We start from the raw sequence: 18,768 nt of genomic DNA, 5'->3' as shown, positions 1-18,768 counted from the left end.
CATGGCTGAGAAGACCATCACTGTGGAGCAGACCGGCAGCCCGCTGCGCCGTCCTGGCGTGCAGCGGCAGACGCTGATCGGGCTCGGCCTGAACAAACAGCGCCGTCGTTCCGTTCTGCCTGACACTCCGGCAACCCGCGGCATGATTGCCAAGGTTCAGCATCTCGTTCGCGTCGTCGACGAGAACTGACACAACGATTTTGAATCGGGGCTTAAACCCAATGAAACTCAACGAACTTTCCGATAATCCGGGAGCCGTCAAAGAGCGCAAGCGCGTTGGACGCGGCATCGGGTCGGGCCTCGGCAAGACCGGCGGCCGCGGCGTGAAGGGTCAGACCTCGCGTTCGGGCGTCGCAATCAAGGGCTTCGAGGGCGGCCAGATGCCGCTGCATCGTCGTCTGCCGAAGCGGGGCTTCACCAACATCTTCGCCAAAGACTTCACGGAAGTGAATGTCGGGCGTCTGCAGCAGGCGGTTGATGCTGGCAAGCTCGACGCCAAGGCCGATGTGGATGCGGCTGCTCTCAAGGCTGCCGGTGTCATCCGGCGGACGAAGGACGGTGTGCGTATCCTCGGTGATGGCGAGCTTACCGCGAAGTTGACCCTCAAGGTCGCCGGCGCCTCGCGCGCGGCCGTCGAGGCTGTGGAGAAGGCTGGCGGCTCGGTCACGATCATCGAACCGGTCCCGGCCAAATCCCAATCCGGCAAGAGCGAAGACGCCTCCGCCTAAGCGAAGACGGCTCCCTGCCTAAACCGCATTCGGAGTTCCAATGGCTTCTGCAGCCGAACAGCTTGCCGCCAATTTGAACTTCGGCGCCTTTTCGAAGGCGACGGAGCTCAAAAAGCGGATCTGGTTCACTCTCGGTGCGCTGCTCGTGTATCGGCTCGGCACGTATATCCCGCTGCCGGGCATCAACATCGAAGCCCTGCAGCAGGCGTTCGAGCAGCAGTCGCAGGGTATCCTGGGCGTCTTCAACATGTTTGCCGGCGGTGCCGTCGGCCGCATGGCGATCTTCGCGCTCGGCATCATGCCCTACATCTCGGCTTCGATCATCATTCAGCTGATGACGACGGTTATCCCGACGCTCGAGACGCTGAAGAAGGAAGGCGAGCAGGGCCGAAAGGTCATCAACCAGTACACGCGGTATCTGACCGTCGTGCTGGCTGCGTTCCAGTCCTATGGCATCGCGGTAGGCCTCGAGGGCTCTTCGAGCGGCATCGTCGCAGATCCGGGTTGGTTCTTCCGGTTTACCGCCGTCGTGACGCTGACCGGCGGGACGATGTTCCTGATGTGGCTCGGTGAGCAGATCACTTCGCGCGGCATCGGTAACGGCATTTCGCTCATCATCTTCTCCGGCATCGTCGCCAATCTGCCGAACGCTTTGGCGGGTACGCTCGAGCTCGGGCGTCAGGGCGCCTTGTCGACGCCGGTGATCTTGACCGTGATGGTTCTGGTCGTCACCGTGATCGCCTTCATCGTCTTTGTCGAGCGTGCCCAGCGGCGGCTCATCATCCAGTATCCCAAGCGTCAGATGGGCAACCGGATGTTCCAGGGCGACACGTCGCATCTGCCGCTGAAGCTCAATACGTCGGGCGTTATCCCGCCGATCTTCGCGTCGTCGCTTCTGCTTCTGCCGATCACGGTCGCGAATTTCTCGGCTGGGCAGGGGCCCGCCTGGCTTGCTCAGGTGACGGCTATGCTCGGCCGTGGGCAGCCGCTGCATATGGCGATCTACGCGGCGTTGATTATCTTCTTCGCCTTCTTCTACACGGCGATCGTGTTCAATCCAAAGGACACGGCCGACCAGCTGAAGAAGCATGGCGGCTTCATTCCGGGTATCCGCCCGGGTGAGCGCACCGCGGAATATATCGACTACGTGTTGACGCGGATCACCGTTGCGGGTGCTGCCTACCTCGTCATTGTGTGTCTTCTTCCTGAATTTCTGATCGCAGAGCTCTCCGTGCCGTTCTATTTCGGCGGCACCTCGCTCCTCATCGTTGTCAGTGTGACTATGGATACTGTTTCACAGGTGCAGGGCCATTTGCTCGCGCACCAGTACGAAGGGCTGGTCAAGAAATCGAAGCTGCGCGGGAGCCGGCGTCGATGAGACTGATCATTCTGGGACCTCCCGGAGCCGGGAAGGGCACCCAGGCCCAGCGACTTGTAGAGAAGCACGGCCTCGTGCAGCTATCGACGGGTGACATGCTTCGCGGCGCTGCCGCCGCGGGCACCGACGTCGGTCTCAAGGCGAAGGCCATCATGGATAAGGGCAATCTCGTTCCGGACGAGGTGGTCATCAATATCATGTCGGAGCGGCTCGACGAGGCCGACGTCCTGAGGGGCTTCGTGCTCGACGGCTTCCCGCGGACTTTGCCGCAGGCGGACGCGCTCGAAGTCCTGCTTTCGGAAAAGGGCATGCCGCTCGACGGCGTCGTGCTCTTGACGGTCGAGGACGAGGCATTGGTCGACCGTGTTGCGGGTCGGTACTCTTGCGCCAATTGCGGCGAGATCTACCACGACACGACGAAGAAGCCGGCCAAGGAAGGTGTCTGCGACGTATGCGGCTCGACCGAGTTCCGGCGGCGCGACGATGACAACGAGGAAACGATTCGCAAGCGGCTTGCTGCGTATTATCGCGATACGGCACCCCTCGTCGGGTACTACTGGGCGAAGGGAAAACTCCGTCACGTCGACGGAATGATGCCCGCGAAAGACGTCGCAGCCGCAATCGAAGACGTTATGGGCGATTTGAAGGGCTGATCTTCGGTCGATGCGGTTGACGGGCGGCCGCGTAAGGACTATCTCCGGCGCAATCCTGAAGTGCGGATAACGGCGCCGAAGCTCGGATGAAGCTTGGGGCGTCGTTTTTTGGCGTTTCGTCCCGAATAGGTGAAGCCGGGGCGCGCCGCGGATGCGGACTGCGCCAGACAAAGAGGAGAAAGACGTGGCACGCATTGCTGGCGTCAACATTCCGACCAACAAGCGCGTCGTGATCGCGCTGCAGGCCATCCATGGAATTGGACCGGCCATGGCGCGTGAAATCGCTGAGAAGGCGAACATCGACCTGTCGCGTCGTGTCAACGAGCTGTCGGATGCGGAGATCTTGCAGATCCGCGAAGCGATCGATCGCGACTATATCGTCGAGGGCGATCTGCGTCGTGAGGTGGCAATGAACATCAAGCGGCTGATGGATCTCGGCTGCTATCGCGGGCTGCGCCATCGGCGCGGGCTGCCGGTGCGCGGACAGCGCACCCATACCAATGCCCGGACCCGTAAGGGACCGGCCAAGGCAATCGCCGGCAAGAAGAAATAACGCCAAGGAAGGCCTGACTTAGATGGCGAAAGATACCACCAGGGTGCGTCGGCGCGAGCGAAAGAACATTACGTCGGGCATCGCCCACGTGAATTCGACGTTCAACAACACGATGATCACCATCACTGACGTGCAGGGCAACGCGATTTCGTGGTCCTCTGCCGGCGCGATGGGCTTCAAAGGGTCGCGGAAGTCGACGCCCTATGCCGCTCAGATCGCGGCCGAGACTGCTGCGCAGAAGGCGCAGGAGCACGGCATGCGGACGCTTGAGGTCGAGGTTTCCGGACCGGGGTCGGGCCGTGAATCGGCTCTGCGCGCGCTGCAGGCTGCGGGCTTCACCATTACTTCGATCCGTGACGTGACGCCGATCCCCCACAACGGCTGCCGTCCCCCGAAGCGGCGCCGCGTCTGATCTCGCATTTGAGGTGTACGCGGCTCGCGGATGCGAGTCGCGTCTGCATGCGAGAGCACAAAACGAAAGGTTCGTCCCCGTGGTGATACAAAAGAACTGGCAGGATCTCATTAAGCCGAACAAGCTTGATGTGAAGCACGGGTCCGATGCGAGCCGCATCGCTACCGTCGTCGCAGAACCGCTTGAGCGCGGCTTCGGCCTGACGCTCGGCAATGCGCTGCGCCGCGTGCTGTTGTCCTCGCTGCAGGGTGCGGCTGTGACCAGCCTGCAGATCGATGGCGTTCTGCACGAATTCTCCTCCATCGCTGGCGTTCGGGAAGATGTCACCGACATCGTCCTCAACGTGAAGGAAATCGCCATCAAGATGGAGAGCGAAGGTCCGAAGCGGCTGACGCTCAGGAAGTCCGGCCCGGGCGTGGTCCTGGCGGGCGACATCCAGACGGTCGGCGATATCGAGGTGCTCAACCCCGAACACGTTCTGTGCACGCTCGATGAGGGCGCGGACATTCGCATGGAGCTGACGGTCGATACCGGCAAGGGCTATGTCCCGGCGGATCGCAACCGCCCGGAAGACGCGCCGATCGGCCTCATTCCGGTCGACAGCCTCTATTCGCCGGTCAAGAAGGTTTCCTATCGCGTCGAGAATACGCGTGAAGGCCAGGTCCTCGATTACGACAAGCTGACCTTGTCGCTCGAGACCGATGGTTCGGTATCGCCGGACGATGCCGTCGCCTATGCGGCCCGGATCCTGCAGGACCAGCTTTCGATCTTCGTCAACTTCGACGAGCCGAAGAAGGAAGAAGTCCACGAGGCGACCCCGGAGCTCGCCTTCAACCCGGCGCTTCTGAAGAAGGTGGACGAGCTGGAGCTTTCGGTTCGCTCGGCCAACTGCTTGAAGAACGACAACATCGTCTATATCGGCGATCTCATTCAGAAGACCGAGGCGGAGATGCTGCGCACGCCGAACTTCGGCCGCAAGTCGCTGAACGAGATCAAGGAGGTTCTCGCCTCCATGGGCCTGCATCTCGGTATGGAAGTGGCCAATTGGCCGCCCGACAATATCGACGATCTCGCCAAACGCTTCGAAGACCAATACTAAGCTTTGATGAACAGCGGCGGGAGCCGTCGTTCGAATGAGGAGACAGGGCCATGCGCCACAGAAAGACCGGCCGTAAGCTGAATCGGACGTCGAGCCATCGTCAGGCGATGTTTGCCAATATGGCGGCGGCGCTCATTCGCCACGAGCAGATCGTGACAACCCTGCCGAAGGCAAAAGAGCTCAGGCCGTTCGTGGAGAAGCTCGTCACGCTCGGAAAGCGGGGCGACCTGCATGCGCGCCGGATCGCGATGTCGCGGCTGCGCGATGAAGAGATGGTCAAGAAGCTCTTCGAGACGATCGGCCCACGCTACGGTGAGCGGAACGGTGGTTACACCCGCGTGCTCAAAGCCGGCTTCCGCTATGGTGACAGTGCGCCGGTCGGCGTGATCGAATTCGTCGATCGCGACGAGGATGCGCGCGGCGCCGAGGATCGGGCTCGCATGGAAGCGGCCGAGGTTGCGGAAGCCGCAGCGTAAGGCTTGTCGCTCTTCCTGGATTGTGAAAAGGGGCCCGTGTGGCCCCTTTTTTGTTGGCGCGGGCGGCATGTGGCCGGATCATTGCCCGCACGACATAGAATTTCCGGATTTGACGGGTTCCTGGCTCACTCTTTTCAAGCGCGGACGACCGTGGCGCGCGTCAAGGTCGCTCCCGCATTCCCGCTGCTAAATTGGAGGCTCTCGTGACGTCGTTTCGTCAGTTTCGCCTTGCCTGCTGTGTCCTGCTCGCCTCTGCCGGTGTTTCGAGCGGTATCGTTGTCGGTGTGCCGCTCGCGCATGCTCAGGACGTGCCGCAAAGCCGTGAAGAGATTTCTCTTTCCTTTGCCCCGATCGTGAAGAAGGCCGCTCCTGCGGTCGTCAATGTCTACGCGAAGCAGATCGTGCGCACAGCGCCGTCGCCCTTCGCGGACGATCCCTTCTTCCGGCATTTCTTCGGTGATGGGGGTTTCGGGTCGCCTTTCGGCGTGCCGCGTGAGCGTGCGCGCAATTCGCTCGGCTCCGGTGTCATCGTTGATGCATCCGGTCTTGTCGTCACGAACTATCACGTCATCCGCGGTGCCGATGAAGTGAAGGTGGCCTTGTCGGACGGGCGCGAATTTGAAGCCGAAATCCTGTTGCGAGACGAACAGAGCGATCTTGCGATCCTGAAGATCTCCGACGGGGATACGGACTTCCCGACGCTTTCGTTTGCCGATTCGGACGATCTCGAGGTCGGCGATCTCGTGCTCGCGATCGGCAACCCGTTCGGTGTCGGACAGACGGTGACCAGCGGCATCGTCTCTGCGGTGGCGCGAACGGAGGTCGGTATCTCCGACATGTCGTTTTTCATCCAGACGGATGCGGCGATCAATCCGGGCAATTCGGGCGGCGCATTGATCGATGTGAAGGGCCGGCTTGTCGGTATCAATTCAGCGATCTTCTCGCGGTCTGGCGGTTCGAACGGAATCGGGTTCGCGATTCCTTCCAACATGGCGCAGGCGGTGGCCGCCCAGGCGCTCGCCGGCGGGACGGAAGTGGTGCGCCCCTGGATCGGAGCGACGTTCCAGAAGGTGACGCCGGATATTGCCCGCTCGCTCGATCTGCCGCGGCCCCAGGGAGCGCTCGTCGTCAAGGTCTTCGAGGGCTCTCCCGCCGAAAAGGCCGGTCTTGCGGTCGGCGATCTCGTCCTGTCGGCCGATGATTACGAGGTGGCCAATCCGCGTTCGCTCGAATACCGGCTGACGATCAAGGGAATTGGCGAGACGGAGAAGCTTGTCGTCCTGCGCGATGGGGTAGAGAAGACGCTGACTGTCTCTTTGGAATCGGCGCCGGAGACGGTGCGGGCCGACGAGCAGCTTCTTGACGGCTATTCGCCGCTGACCGGGGCGACGGTCGCGAATCTCTCGCCGAGGCTTGCGGAGAGACTGCGGCTGCCGAGTGATCAAGAGGGCGTCGCGGTTACCAAGGTGGAGCCGCGGTCACCCGCCGCGCAGCTAGGCCTGCAGCCGGGTGATATTGTCGTTGCCTTGCAGGGGCACGGTGTCGAATCGTCGAGCGAGCTGAAACGTATGACGAGCCAAAAGCAGCGATTGTGGCGGATCACGGTCAACCGTGGTGGCCGGCTCTCGCGGCTTGTCATCGGTGGATGAGGGGCATTTGTCGGACAATCTCTTCACAGCAGCCGGATTGGAAAAGAGCGCGCCGCAGCCCTTGCCTGACCGGCTGCGGCCAAAAAAGCTCGCCGATGTTGTCGGCCAGCCGCATCTGACGGGTGAGGACGGCACGCTCACCCGGATGCTTCGGACGCGCTCTCTCGGCTCTCTGGTCTTCTGGGGGCCGCCTGGGACGGGCAAGACCACGGTCGCGCGGCTTCTGGCCCGCGAAACGGACCTTTATTTCCAGCAGCTGTCGGCGATCTTTTCCGGCGTCGCCGATCTCAAGAAGCATTTCGAGGCGGCGCGCGGGCGGCGGCAGACAGGGCAGGGGACGCTTCTCTTCGTCGACGAAATCCATCGTTTCAATCGCGCACAGCAGGACAGTTTTCTTCCCGTCATGGAGGACGGGACGGTGACGCTCGTGGGGGCGACCACCGAAAACCCGTCTTTCGAGCTCAACGCGGCGCTTCTGTCGCGTGCAGCCGTTCTGGTGTTTCGCCCGCTCGATTCTGACGCGCTCGGCAAGCTCGTCGAACGTGCCGAGATAGAGGAAGGGCGAAAGCTGCCGCTCGACGAGGAAGCGCGCGGCGTTCTTCTGCGTATGGCCGATGGCGACGGACGGGCCGTTCTCGCGCTCGCCGAAGAGGTCTGGCGCGCGGCGGGAAAGGACGAAACCTTCGATGCGAAGCGTCTGCAGAAGGTTCTGCAGCGGCGGGCGCCGATCTACGACAAGAGCCGGGATGGTCATTACAACCTGATTTCGGCCCTGCACAAATCGGTGCGCGGTTCCGACCCGCAGGCGGCTCTCTACTATCTGGGGCGCATGCTCGATGCGGGCGAAGACCCGATGTATCTGGCCCGACGGGTGATCCGCATGGCGGTGGAGGATATCGGCCTCGCCGATCCGCAGGGGCTCGTGCAGGCGAATGCTGCGAAAGAGGCGTACCACATGCTGGGTTCGCCCGAAGGCGAACTCGCCATTGCCCAGGCCGTGGTCTATCTCGCAACGGCACCCAAATCGAACGCCCTTTACAAGGCATATGGCGCCGCGCGCCGGACGGCCAAGGAGGCCGGCTCGCTCCAACCTCCGAAGCACATCCTCAATGCCCCGACCAAGCTCATGCAGTCGGAAGGCTATGGGGCCGGCTACGCCTATGACCATGCTCAGGAAGAGGCGTTCTCGGGGCAGAATTATTTCCCCGACGAACTGGAGCGTCAGGACTTTTACGTGCCGACCGGACGTGGGTTCGAAGCGGAGCTCAAACGACGGCTCGATCATTGGGACCGGGTGCGGCGCGAACGTGCCAAAGGCGAAGACGAGACCTGATCGATCGTGCGCCTGATGCCAATTGGCATCGCGTTCTGGCGAGCAAATGGCTTTCTCTCGCTCGGGCGGCCATTTGCCTCGAAAGAATCGACGGATTTATTCAAGGAGGCTCCGAGCGGCGGTGAGAGCCTCAACCGCGAACGTGGCATTGCGGGGCAAGTGCCTGACAATCCGGAGATATCCGCCTCGGCTACGGCACTCGACCCGAGTGGCATAAGAGCCCCTTGGAGACGATTGTCACCACAAAAGGGTCTTGAGGTGGCAAAAATCTGGCGTGCTCTTCCTTGACCCTGCGTCGCCGCCTTCTACCTCCTTTTGGGCTTCAAAAAGATGTGCGACGGATCCCGCCTCGGAGCGGTGCTTTCGTTCGTCCAACAGACAAACGAGGAGCTATATGAGCGAACAGACGGTGGATCAAACAGGCGACGCGACCGAGGATATTCCGACCGACTATGAAGTCGGTCAGGACAATATCCAGGTCCTTGGTCTCGATTTTCACAACCCCGTATTCATCGTGTCAGGGCTGACGATTATTCTGTTCGTCGTCTTCACCCTCCTTTTTCAACAGGGCGCGGAGAGCTTCTTCACCTGGCTGCGACCATTCCTGACATCGAACCTCGATTGGCTCTTCCTGATTGCCGGAAACGTCTTCGTCCTGTTTTCCCTGTTTCTGATCGTCTCGCCTCTCGGGAAAATCCGACTGGGCGGTCCTGATGCAAGACCGGAGTACAATTACTCTGGGTGGTTCGCCATGCTCTTTGCCGCGGGCATGGGTATCGGGCTGATGTTCTACGGCGTGTCGGAGCCTTTGACGCATTACAACGCGTCCGTTGCATCAGATGCCGCGCAGGCGGGTAGCGATGCGCCTTTGATGGGTGCGCCCGACAATCCGGAAGGTGCAAGGCGGCTCGCCATGGCGGCCACGATCTTCCACTGGGGTTTGCACCCCTGGGCGATCTATGCCGTCGTCGCGCTCGCCCTTGCGCTTTTCAGCTACAATAAGGGCCTGCCGCTGACGATCCGGTCTGCCTTTTACCCGATCTTCGGTGAGGCTGTCTGGGGCTGGCTCGGCCATGTCATCGATACGCTCGCGGTGTTTGCGACACTTTTCGGCCTGGCGACCTCGCTCGGCTTCGGTGCGGAACAGGCACTGGCCGGTCTCAACCACATCTTCGGCATCCCCGCGACCGATCCATGGAAGGTTGGGCTGATCGTCGCCATCACCGGCTGCGCACTGACCTCGGTTCTGGCCGGCCTTGACGCTGGCGTGAAGCGGCTGAGCGAGATCAATATGGCTTTGGCCTTCCTGCTGCTCGTCTTTGTCGTGGCTGTGGGGCCGACCCTTGCGATCGTCTCCGGCTTTTTTGAGAACATCGTCGCCTATGCGCGCGATATCATTCCGCTGTCGAACCCGATCGGCCGGAGCGATGACGGTTTCCGCAATGGCTGGACGACTTTCTACTGGGCGTGGTGGATTTCGTGGTCGCCTTTCGTCGGCATGTTCATTGCGCGCGTTTCGTATGGGCGGACGGTGCGTGAGTTCATGATCTGCGTCCTCATCATCCCGACGGTCGTCAGCATCTTCTGGATGACGGCCTTTGGCGGGACCGCGATCTCGCAGCTGATGAATGGTTATGACGGGGCCGTCAGTGCCGAGCTGCCTGTGAAGCTCTTCCTGATGTTGGAGCATCTGCCGCTTGCTTCGATCACGTCGTTCATCGGCATCGTCCTGGTGATTGTCTTCTTCGTCACCTCGTCGGATTCCGGCTCGCTGGTGATCGATACGATCACGGCCGGTGGCAAGGTCGATGCACCGGTCGCGCAGCGCGTCTTCTGGGCGACCTTCGAGGGGCTGGTGGCAATCGCGCTCCTTCTCGGAGGCGGGCTCAAAGCTCTGCAATCGGCCGCTGTCGCTACGGGCTTTCCCTTTGCGCTCATCCTGCTCCTGATGATCTGGTGCATTTATCAGGGCTTGAAGGGCGAGCAGCGGGCGCTCGTCGAAGCGAAGGAGGCAGAGGCGACGGCCTGATCCGTCAAAACCTCGGTTCTGAAGAAGGGCGCGGTTACCCCGCGCCCTTTTTTGTTGACGTTCGGGATGCAAAAACGCGCGGTCGTCGCGAGGCGGGCTTCATTCGGCCGACAAAACGCTCTAAGCGCTCAGGTTATGAAGCAAGTTCTCCTTATCGTCCGCGACCGATATTCCGACTCTCGTGTCAGCCCCGTGACCCTCGTGTCGCGGTCACACCGCGAGCCAGTCTCCGGGAGCCTGGCATGAGTGCCCCGGCCTCCGTCGTGATGCGGCGCGTCGACCGGGACGAATCCGGTATGCGCGTCGATCGTTGGTTCAAGGAGCATTATCCGGGCCTCGGTTTCGGCCATCTGCAGAAGCTTCTTCGCTCCGGCCAGGTGCGTGTGGACGGGGGGCGCGTGAAAACCTCGACCCGTCTCGTCGCCGGTCAGGAGGTGCGCGTGCCGCCGCTTGCGACAGGCGATGTGCGCCCGCAGACCAAAGCGACCATCCGCGACCGGCGCGATGTCGATGTGCTGAACGATGCACTTCTTTACGAGGACAGCCAAGTCTACGTCTTCAACAAGCCTGCCGGTCTCGCGGTCCAGGGCGGATCGGGCGTCAATCGTCACGTCGACGGGATGCTGGAGGCGTTTCGCGATCGCCACGGCCGTAAGCCGCGGCTCGTTCATCGTCTCGACCGCGACACGGCCGGCGTGCTTGTCGTGGCTCGCACGCGAAGTGCCGCAGCATTTTTCGGCAAGGCCTTCAAGGAGCGGGAGAGCCGCAAGCTCTATTGGGCGCTGGTGAAGGGCGTTCCGAAGCCGCCGCAGGGCAAGATCTCGACGTTTCTGGTACGCGGCGAGGGCGACGATGCGGAGCGTATGCGGGTCGCTCGTCACGGCGAGCGGGGAGCGGATCATGCCCTGTCGCACTACGCGGTGGCCGATCAGGCTGGCTCGCGGCTCTCGTGGCTCATCATGCGGCCGGTGACGGGGCGCACGCATCAGCTTCGAGCCCATGCCGCGCATATCGGCAATCCGATCATTGGCGATTCGAAGTACTTCGATGTTGAGAATTGGGAGTTGCCAGGCGGCATTCAAAACCGGCTGCATCTCCTTGCTCGGAGAATCATTTTGCCTCATCCCACCGGGGGCATTCTCGATGTGACGGCACCGCTGCCGCCGCATATGGCGCAGAGCTGGGCCGTGCTCGGCTTTGACGAGACTGGCGGGGAGGCTGCGGCCGAGGCCGTTTGACTGCGATGTCGCAAGCGCTTGGGGCGAAGCCCGCCTCTCTGCTCGTGCTCCTGACTGTGATGTGGGGGCTCAACCAGGTCGCCATCAAAGTGGCACTCGGTGGCTTCCCGCCGATGCTGCAGATGGGGCTGCGTTCTGCCGTGGCCGGCGGTCTGGTGCTTCTCTGGTGCTTTGCGCGCGGCGTGCCGGTTTTTCGGTCGGGTCGGCGTTTCGGCCCGGGTGTCCTGACCGGGATATTGTTCGGGATGGAGTTCGCTCTCGTGTTCTTCGGTCTGACGATGACGACGGCTTCACGCAGCGTCGTCTTCCTCAATACCGCTCCTTTCTTTGTCGCCGTCGGAGCCCATTTTTGGCTGGGAGACAGGATTTCTGCGGCAAAAGCCGCTGGGCTCGCGCTCGCCTTCGTGGGGATCGTGGTCGCCTTCCTCGACGGGCTAAGCCCAGGAACGCTCAATACGGCCGCTGGTGACGTGCTGTGCATTCTGGCCGCCGTGTTCTGGGGCGGGACGACTTTGGTCGTGAAGGGCACGAGCTTGCGCGAAGCGCCCGCCGAAGAAATCCTTCTCTATCAGTTGCTGGTCTCGGCCCCGCTCGGCTTTGCCTTGTCGTTCCTTGTCGGGGAGGCGGGGATCGGGCCTGTGACCTCGATCGAACTCCTCGCCTTCCTGTATCAAGGTGTGGTCGTCGCCGGGGCGAGCTATCTCGCCTGGTTCTGGCTGGTGAGAACCCATTCCGCGCCGCTGCTCCACGCCTTCACCTTTATCGTTCCGGTCTCCGGCGTCTTCTTCGGGGCGGTGCTCCTTGGCGATCCTGTCGGCTGGCGCCACGGCCTTGCCCTTTTGCTCGTCGCCGGCGGTATCTATCTGGTGAACAGGCCTGCGCCGGTCCGCCGTGTCGTTCCGCCGGGCGCGTGAGATGTTGGACCCTGACTACGCCCAGACCCAGTGAGCCCAGATCTATTGAGCAAGGAGAGCCTGTTGCCCGATTTTCCTGCAAAGCCCGACGATGCGATGTCGAAGGCGCGCGAGCATGCGGCAAGGGAGCTGCCAAAGAGATTCTATAAACGGGCCGAAGCCGTTGAAACGGAATCCGGTTTCGAGCTTCGCCTCGACGGGCGTCCGGCCCGCACGCCGGGTAAGAAGCCGCTTGCCGTCGCGCGCGCAGCTCTCGGTCAAAGCCTTGCCGAGGAATGGGACGCTCAGGGAGAACGCATCGATCCTCTGACAATGCCGCTCACACGTCTCGCCAATGTGGCGATCGATGGGGTGGCCGACGAAATGCCTGCGGTGCGCGAAGAGGTGGCGGCTTATGCGGGCACGGACCTTCTCTTTTACCGTGCCGGCGAGCCGGAAGCTCTCGTCGCCCGGCAGCGCGCGATCTGGGACCCGCTGCTTGCCTGGGCAGAAAGCCGCTTTTCGGTTCGCTTCCGTCTGGTCGAAGGGGTCATGCCGGTCGATCAACCGGAAGAGGGGCTTCAGGCCGTGCGCGAGGCTCTCGAGGGATTTGACGAGCCGCTGTCGCTCGCGGCTCTCCACACGGCAACCACGCTGACCGGATCGGCACTAATCGCGCTCGCCCTGGCGGAAGGTGTGATCGATGCCGAGGCTGCCTGGGCCGCTGCGCATGTCGACGAGGATTTCAACATCTCGCAATGGGGTGAGGATTTCGAGGCGAAGGAGCGGCGTGAGCGTCGCGGCTCTGAGTTCTCGGTGGCCGCGATGGTGCTGCGCGCCTGAACTGTCCTTCCGTTTCCGCTGGCGGTCATGGCTCAGATGCCGGCATACCATTCGTAGCCGCGGTCTTCCCAATAGCCGCCCTTGCCGCCGCGGATTGAGGCGAAGCTCCCCACGACCTCGATGCCCATGACGTACTTCGCCATCTTGTAGCCGAGCTGGCGTTCGATGCGCACGCGCAACGGCGCACCGTTTGCGACCGGCAGGGTTTCATCGTTGAGGCCGTAGGCGAGGATCGTCTGCGGGTGACGTGCGTCGATCATATCGATCGATTCGTAGTATTTTTCGCGACCGAGCGTGTCGGCGCAGCGGAAGACCACGTAGCTGCCACCGGGTTTGACACCGGCTTCATCGAGAACCGCGGCGAGGGGCACGCCCGTCCATTTCGCGATGCAGCTCCATCCCTCGACGCAGTCATGCCGCGTGATCTGCGTGCGCGCTGGCATGCCGCGTAATTCGTCGAGCGACAGGGATTGCGGTCGCTCGACGAGGCCGGTGACGGAAAGACGCCAATCGGCGAAGCCATTCGCGGCCATCCTCCGATAATCCGGATCGCGCGGACTGATCGAGCCGTTCGGACGCTGCGGTTGGATGATCTCGCTTTCGGAATACTCGCGCGCCAGGGCCTCGCGATCGAGGAGGCTGCGCTGCGCGGTCATCGTCAGATCTTCGGCCCGCTGCAAGAAAGCGCGTGCCATCGGATTCTGGACGATGCGGTCGCAACCAGACATGAGCGCGGCTCCACCGCCAATGGCGGCGGCCCGGATGAGGCCGCGACGGGTTAGGGAGACGGTCATGAGGTTTCTCCCTTCGCCTCGGGCCGCACGCGGTACCGTCCGGTGATGATGGCGCGCATCTCGTTGATCGGACCTGCCGCGAGAACCATGACGATGTGAACGACAAAGAAGAGGACGAGCAGGCTCATCGTCATGAAATGCAGCGTGCGTGCCGACTGGCGTCCACCGAACAGATCGAGAAGCCAGGGCAGGGCAGCATCCATCCCCGGCGACATGGCGAGACCGGTGGCGACCATCGTTGGAATGAGGCCGAGGATGACGATGAGGTAGGAGAGCTTTTGCAGAATGTTGTAATGAGCCTCTCGTCCGAAGCGGAAGCGGAGGTGATCGCCGATCGCGCGTGGCATGGCGCGTAGCTCGCCGCGGCGGGGGATGAGATCGCGGCGGAAATGGCCGTTGAAAAGGCTGACGCAGACATAGGCGAGGCCACTCGCCACCAGCACCCAGGCGAAGAAGAAATGCACGATCCGACCGGTCGCAAGGTCTCGGTAGCTCGGGATGGTCGCCCAGGCGGGAAAACCGCGCGCGACAAGTGCCCCGCTGCTGTCGCGTGAGGCGCCCAGAAAGCCGGTCGTGTCGAAGTCCATGCTGCCGATTTCTGTAATTCCTCGCAGGCTGCCGTCACCCGTACGCATGGCGGTCATGGAGACGAGGGAGTTGGAGAAGTTCGACTGGGTGCCGAGATAGAGCGCGGGATGCGCGTTGAAGATCTGCAGACCGCTCGCGAGAAGGAAGAAGAGGCAGAACGCGTTCAGCCAGTGCCATATGCGCGTTGCCCATCCGTGCCGGTAGACGATTTCCGTTTGCGGTTCGGCCGGCTCTGGCATTGGTGCATTCCCTTCGTGATCCCCATGAATATAGCGTCCGCTATGGCGCGCAATGTCACGAAGCGGTCATGCCTCTTCACATCAACGCCAGATTCGCATCCGATCTCTCTCAACAAATGCCGCTGATTGGCGTAGGCCGTTATATGAAGGCGAGATTCTAAACCGGCTAATGGCCATGGGAACAAGATCAATCTGATTGGGGGGTAGAATGCGTGACGTTCTAGTGGAGTTGGAAAAGCGGCGCGCCAATGCGCGCGCGGGCGGCGGCGAGAAGCGTATTGCGGGCCAGCATGACAAGGGCAAGCTGACGGCGCGCGAGCGCCTGGTGGTGCTTCTCGATGACAGCTCGTTTGAAGAGTTCGACATGTTCGTCGAGCACCGTTCTTCGGCCTTCGGCATGGAGGAGCAGAAGATCGCGGGCGACGGCGTCGTCACCGGGTGGGGGACGATCAACGGCCGCCCCGTCTACGTTTTCGCCAAGGACTTCACCGTCTTCGGCGGCTCGCTTTCCGAGGCGCATGCGGAGAAGATCTGCAAAGTCCAGGACATGGCGCTTAGGAACGGCACGCCGATCATCGGGCTTTTCGATGCCGGCGGCGCGCGCATCCAGGAGGGGGTCGCGGCACTTGGCGGCTATGCCGAGATTTTCCAGCGGAACGTGCTTGCCTCCGGCGTCATTCCGCAGATTTCGGTGATCATGGGGCCCTGCGCGGGCGGCGATGTCTATTCGCCGGCAATGACCGATTTCATCTTCATGGTGCGCGGCACGTCCTACATGTTCGTGACCGGCCCGGATGTCGTGAAGACCGTGACCAACGAGACGGTGACAGCCGAAGAGCTCGGCGGCGCATCGGTGCATTGCGTGAAGTCGTCCGTGGCGGATGGCGGCTTTGAAAACGACGTCGAGGCGCTTTTGGAGATCCGGCGCCTCTACGATTACCTGCCCCTCAACAACAAGGCCGAACTGCCCGAAATCCCGGTCCACGATCCTTGGGATCGGCAGGAGAAATCTCTCGATACGCTGGTCCCGGATTCGGCGACCACGCCTTACGACATCAAAGAAGCCATCCTGAAGACGCTCGACGAAGCGGCCTTCTTCGAGATTCAGCCCGACCATGCGAAGAACATCCTCACCGGCTTCGGCCGCATCGAGGGACGTACGGTCGGTGTCGTGGCAAACCAGCCGATGGTTCTGGCCGGCGTCCTCGATTCGGACGCCTCACGGAAGGCGGCACGCTTCGTGCGCTTTTGCGATTGCTTCGGCATTCCGATCCTGACCTTCGTCGACGTTCCGGGTTTCCTGCCCGGCACGTCGCAGGAATATGGCGGCCTCATCAAACACGGCGCCAAGCTCCTCTTCGCCTATGCCGAAGCGACGGTACCGAAGGTGACGGTGATCACGCGCAAGGCCTTCGGTGGCGCGTATGACGTGATGGCGTCAAAGCATCTGCGCGGCGATATCAACTATGCCTGGCCGACGGCGCAGATCGCCGTCATGGGCGCCAAGGGTGCGGTGGAGATCATCTTCCGCAAGGATATCGACAATCCGGAGAAGATCGCCGAGCACGCCAAGACCTATGAGGATCATTTCCTCAATCCGTTCGTGGCGGCGGAGCGGGGCTATATCGACGACGTGATCATGCCGCAATCGACCAGACGGCGGGTTGCCCGCGCCTTCCGGCTCCTGCGCCGCAAGGAACTCGCCAATCCCTGGAAGAAGCACGACAACATCCCGCTCTGAGCGCTTGAACGCTTGAGCCTCTCGAGCCGTCGGTCGCCTCAGTGCGTGACCGGCGGCTTTGCCGTGGTGCGGGCGATGCGATGCTCGCGCAGATAGATGAAAATGCCGGAGCCGACGACGATCGCCATCCCGGCCCATTTCGGAGCATTCGGGAGGTCGCCGAAGACCAGGAGGCCGAGAGCCACCGCGGAGACGATCTCGGTATAGCCAAAAGGGGCGAGGACCGAAGCCGGGGCGAGCTGGTAGGCCCGGTTGAAGAGAAGATGGGCGAACGTTCCGATGACGCCTGTCGCCAGCAACAAGGTCCAGGCAAGAGTGCTTGCCGGCCACGAGAAGGCAAGATCTTTGATGCCGAATGGACGGCAGACGATCATCGCGGCGACGATGACCGCAAAGCCGCCGAGAGCTGCATAAAACTGCATCGCAAAGGCGCTCGCACCGCGCGCCACGTGCCGGCTCAAGATGAAATAGATTCCGACGAGGAATGCTGTCAGCGCCGGCAGGAGAGCGGGCAGCCCGAAGACCGCATAGCTCGGCTGGATGATGATGAGCGCTCCGGCAAATCCGACCAGAACCGCGACGATCCTCCGCCATCCTACCTTTTCGCCGAGGAATAGGCCGGACAAAAGGGTCACGATCATCGGTTCGATCATGAAGATCGCAATCGCGTCGGCGAGCGGCAGGAAACGCAGCGCGGCGAAGAAGGCGAGACTGCCGAAACCGAGACAGGCACCCCGCAGGAGGTTGAGCCCGAGATGCGGAATGCGCAGAGCGGCGGTCCCTTCCCAATGAAGGAGCAGGGGCAAGATCAGCACGCCCTGGAGAAAGAGACGAACGGCTCCGACTTCGCCGGCCGAAAGGCCGTGCTGCGTGATGAGGAGCTTGCTCAAGGCATCCATCGTCGGGATGATTATGCCGCCGGCGACAAAGATCATGATGCCGCGCACCATCTCGGCGGGCGTGTTGGTCAGAGAGGAGGGGAGCGATGCCATTCGCCGTCCTTGCCACAAAGCCGCAAGGCGAGCCACCAACGCCTGATGGCATGGCCGGCGTCACGGTGAGATCAGGCACCGGTTCGCACGGTGTTGCTGTCTCCGTTGCTGGCGGTGATCGTCATCCGGGTGAGGGCGCGCGGCGCGCCTGACGGCCGGCGAAGAGGAGCCCGTATAGCGCCACGCAGATGACGACCATCGCCAGGATCTGAAATGTCTCCACGTGCCCGCCGAGAACGACCACAGTAATGAGCATGGTGACCGCTGGGGTCGGTACCGTGATCGAGCTCGCGACGGAGACATCGATATGGCGGATGGCGTTGAACCACAGGACGAGCTCCAGATAGTAGGCGACGCCAAGAAGGATCGCGGCCTTTTGGAAGGTCGGATCGGTGAAACCCTGCAAGAGAGCGCCCGGTTCGCCAATGACCGCCTGAAGGGCGAGAAGCACGATGCCGGAGGTAACGAGGCGGGTGACGGTCACCTGGTTTGGCGTGATCGACGTCGTCGTCAGAACCTGGCGCAGCAGCACATGTGCGATGGCCCATAATGCCGGGATGCCGAGGGCATAGGCCGACCACCATGAGATGTCCGCCACGCGAAACGTGCCGCCGGTGGTGAGATAGACCAGAGCTGCGAGTAGGAGTGCGGTGAAACCGAGCTCGGTGGTGCTCTTGCGTTTGCCGAGAAGAACCGCCTCCAGAAGGATGGCGAAGAGCGGATAGGCCTGCAGCGCGATCACCATGCTGACGGGCCCGGCCTTCTTGGCCGCCACCACATACATGTAGGTCGCCACCGCGAACATCGCGCCGGTCAAGAGCGCGATTGCGAGCGTTCGGGCGGAAGGTCTTTGCGCTGCCGTGCTTGCGGGCACCCCGCGTCGGAGCTCGACGATAAAGAGGGGAAGACCCGCGATAAGCTGCCAAAAGGTGAGCCAGATGGCGAAGGAGAGGCCGCTCGATCCTTCGGGACGCGCATCGGCGATGAGCGGCATCGCCGATAGGATGGCGAGGCAACAAAGGGCGTAGAGAATGCCGGTACGATGCGACGTGGACATCACCGTTCCATGAGAAGATGTGTGTGATTGTATTGGTATGTCTCGTGCGGTATTGAATGCAATCGGATTATTG

The 18,768-nt window shown here is 62.1% G+C and carries 19 protein-coding genes; 15 read left to right on the top strand and 4 right to left on the bottom strand.

What is annotated here, in order from left to right:
• Position 1: 1 nt before the first annotated feature.
• The 14 genes from rpmD (at position 2) to EO094_RS18165 (ending at position 13,284) form a co-directional block, all read left to right on the top strand.
• Positions 2 to 190 (top strand): 50S ribosomal protein L30, encoded by a 189-nt coding sequence (gene rpmD / locus EO094_RS18230; RefSeq protein ID WP_128294257.1) that lies wholly within the window; start codon positions 2 to 4, stop codon positions 188 to 190.
• A gap of 31 nt (positions 191 to 221) precedes the next feature.
• Complete coding sequence (rplO, locus tag EO094_RS18225) at positions 222 to 728, top strand: 50S ribosomal protein L15 (RefSeq protein WP_128294256.1); 507 nt, start codon at positions 222 to 224, stop codon at positions 726 to 728.
• 40 nt (positions 729 to 768) lie between these two features.
• Positions 769 to 2,106, top strand: coding sequence for a preprotein translocase subunit SecY (secY, locus tag EO094_RS18220; protein WP_128294255.1), 1,338 nt, complete (start codon positions 769 to 771; stop codon positions 2,104 to 2,106).
• Positions 2,103 to 2,759, top strand: coding sequence for an adenylate kinase (locus tag EO094_RS18215; RefSeq protein ID WP_128294254.1), 657 nt, complete (start codon positions 2,103 to 2,105; stop codon positions 2,757 to 2,759). Before secY ends, EO094_RS18215 begins: the two co-directional genes overlap by 4 nt.
• A 184-nt stretch (positions 2,760 to 2,943) precedes the next feature.
• Complete coding sequence (rpsM, locus tag EO094_RS18210) at positions 2,944 to 3,312, top strand: 30S ribosomal protein S13 (protein WP_092816613.1); 369 nt, start codon at positions 2,944 to 2,946, stop codon at positions 3,310 to 3,312.
• Positions 3,313 to 3,334: 22 nt separating this feature from the next.
• Positions 3,335 to 3,724 carry a 30S ribosomal protein S11 gene (gene rpsK, locus EO094_RS18205; RefSeq protein ID WP_092816604.1) on the top strand — a complete coding sequence of 130 codons (390 nt, stop codon included), beginning with the start codon at positions 3,335 to 3,337 and terminating at the stop codon, positions 3,722 to 3,724.
• Between the two features lie 82 nt (positions 3,725 to 3,806).
• Positions 3,807 to 4,823, top strand: a complete 1,017-nt coding sequence (locus EO094_RS18200) for a DNA-directed RNA polymerase subunit alpha (protein ID WP_092816615.1) — start codon at positions 3,807 to 3,809, stop codon at positions 4,821 to 4,823.
• A 50-nt stretch (positions 4,824 to 4,873) separates the two neighbouring features.
• Positions 4,874 to 5,299: a 50S ribosomal protein L17 gene (gene rplQ, locus EO094_RS18195; protein ID WP_092816606.1), complete on the top strand. Its 426-nt coding sequence runs from the start codon at positions 4,874 to 4,876 to the stop codon at positions 5,297 to 5,299.
• Between the two features lie 203 nt (positions 5,300 to 5,502).
• The gene (locus tag EO094_RS18190) at positions 5,503 to 6,948 is read left to right on the top strand and encodes a DegQ family serine endoprotease (RefSeq protein WP_246008597.1); all 1,446 of its coding nucleotides are present in this window, start codon (positions 5,503 to 5,505) and stop codon (positions 6,946 to 6,948) included.
• A 7-nt stretch (positions 6,949 to 6,955) separates the two neighbouring features.
• The gene (locus EO094_RS18185; protein ID WP_246008596.1) at positions 6,956 to 8,281 is read left to right on the top strand and encodes a replication-associated recombination protein A; all 1,326 of its coding nucleotides are present in this window, start codon (positions 6,956 to 6,958) and stop codon (positions 8,279 to 8,281) included.
• Positions 8,282 to 8,675: 394 nt separating this feature from the next.
• Positions 8,676 to 10,310: a BCCT family transporter gene (locus EO094_RS18180; RefSeq protein ID WP_128294253.1), complete on the top strand. Its 1,635-nt coding sequence runs from the start codon at positions 8,676 to 8,678 to the stop codon at positions 10,308 to 10,310.
• Between the two features lie 242 nt (positions 10,311 to 10,552).
• On the top strand, positions 10,553 to 11,548 hold the full coding sequence (locus EO094_RS18175) for an RluA family pseudouridine synthase (protein WP_246008595.1): 996 nt from the start codon (positions 10,553 to 10,555) through the stop codon (positions 11,546 to 11,548).
• 5 nt (positions 11,549 to 11,553) lie between these two features.
• Positions 11,554 to 12,462, top strand: coding sequence for a DMT family transporter (locus tag EO094_RS18170; protein WP_128294252.1), 909 nt, complete (start codon positions 11,554 to 11,556; stop codon positions 12,460 to 12,462).
• Positions 12,463 to 12,525: 63 nt separating this feature from the next.
• On the top strand, positions 12,526 to 13,284 hold the full coding sequence (locus tag EO094_RS18165) for an ATP12 family chaperone protein (RefSeq protein ID WP_246008594.1): 759 nt from the start codon (positions 12,526 to 12,528) through the stop codon (positions 13,282 to 13,284).
• 32 nt (positions 13,285 to 13,316) lie between these two features.
• Here the strand turns inward: EO094_RS18165 and EO094_RS18160 are convergent, their stop codons facing one another.
• Complete coding sequence (locus EO094_RS18160) at positions 13,317 to 14,078, bottom strand: molybdopterin-binding protein (RefSeq protein WP_128294251.1); 762 nt, start codon at positions 14,076 to 14,078, stop codon at positions 13,317 to 13,319.
• Positions 14,075 to 14,905, bottom strand: coding sequence for a cytochrome b/b6 domain-containing protein (locus EO094_RS18155; protein WP_128294250.1), 831 nt, complete (start codon positions 14,903 to 14,905; stop codon positions 14,075 to 14,077). Before EO094_RS18155 ends, EO094_RS18160 begins: the two co-directional genes overlap by 4 nt.
• Positions 14,906 to 15,113: 208 nt before the next feature.
• Between EO094_RS18155 and EO094_RS18150 the strand changes: the two genes are divergently transcribed.
• Entirely contained in the window at positions 15,114 to 16,646 is a 1,533-nt protein-coding gene (locus EO094_RS18150) for an acyl-CoA carboxylase subunit beta (RefSeq protein ID WP_128294249.1), read from the top strand.
• Between the two features lie 38 nt (positions 16,647 to 16,684).
• Here EO094_RS18150 and EO094_RS18145 read toward each other — a convergent pair whose 3' ends face one another.
• Together EO094_RS18145 and EO094_RS18140 are read right to left on the bottom strand one after the other, a co-directional pair.
• Positions 16,685 to 17,638 (bottom strand): DMT family transporter, encoded by a 954-nt coding sequence (locus tag EO094_RS18145; protein WP_128294248.1) that lies wholly within the window; start codon positions 17,636 to 17,638, stop codon positions 16,685 to 16,687.
• Positions 17,639 to 17,759: 121 nt separating this feature from the next.
• Positions 17,760 to 18,695: a DMT family transporter gene (locus EO094_RS18140; RefSeq protein WP_128294247.1), complete on the bottom strand. Its 936-nt coding sequence runs from the start codon at positions 18,693 to 18,695 to the stop codon at positions 17,760 to 17,762.
• Positions 18,696 to 18,768 lie beyond the last annotated feature (73 nt).

It is taken from the genome of Afifella aestuarii (assembly GCF_004023665.1).
GTDB lineage: Bacteria > Pseudomonadota > Alphaproteobacteria > Rhizobiales > Afifellaceae > Afifella > Afifella aestuarii.
Note: the sequence above shows the minus strand (reverse complement) of the source record. Positions and strands in the feature narration are given on the sequence as shown.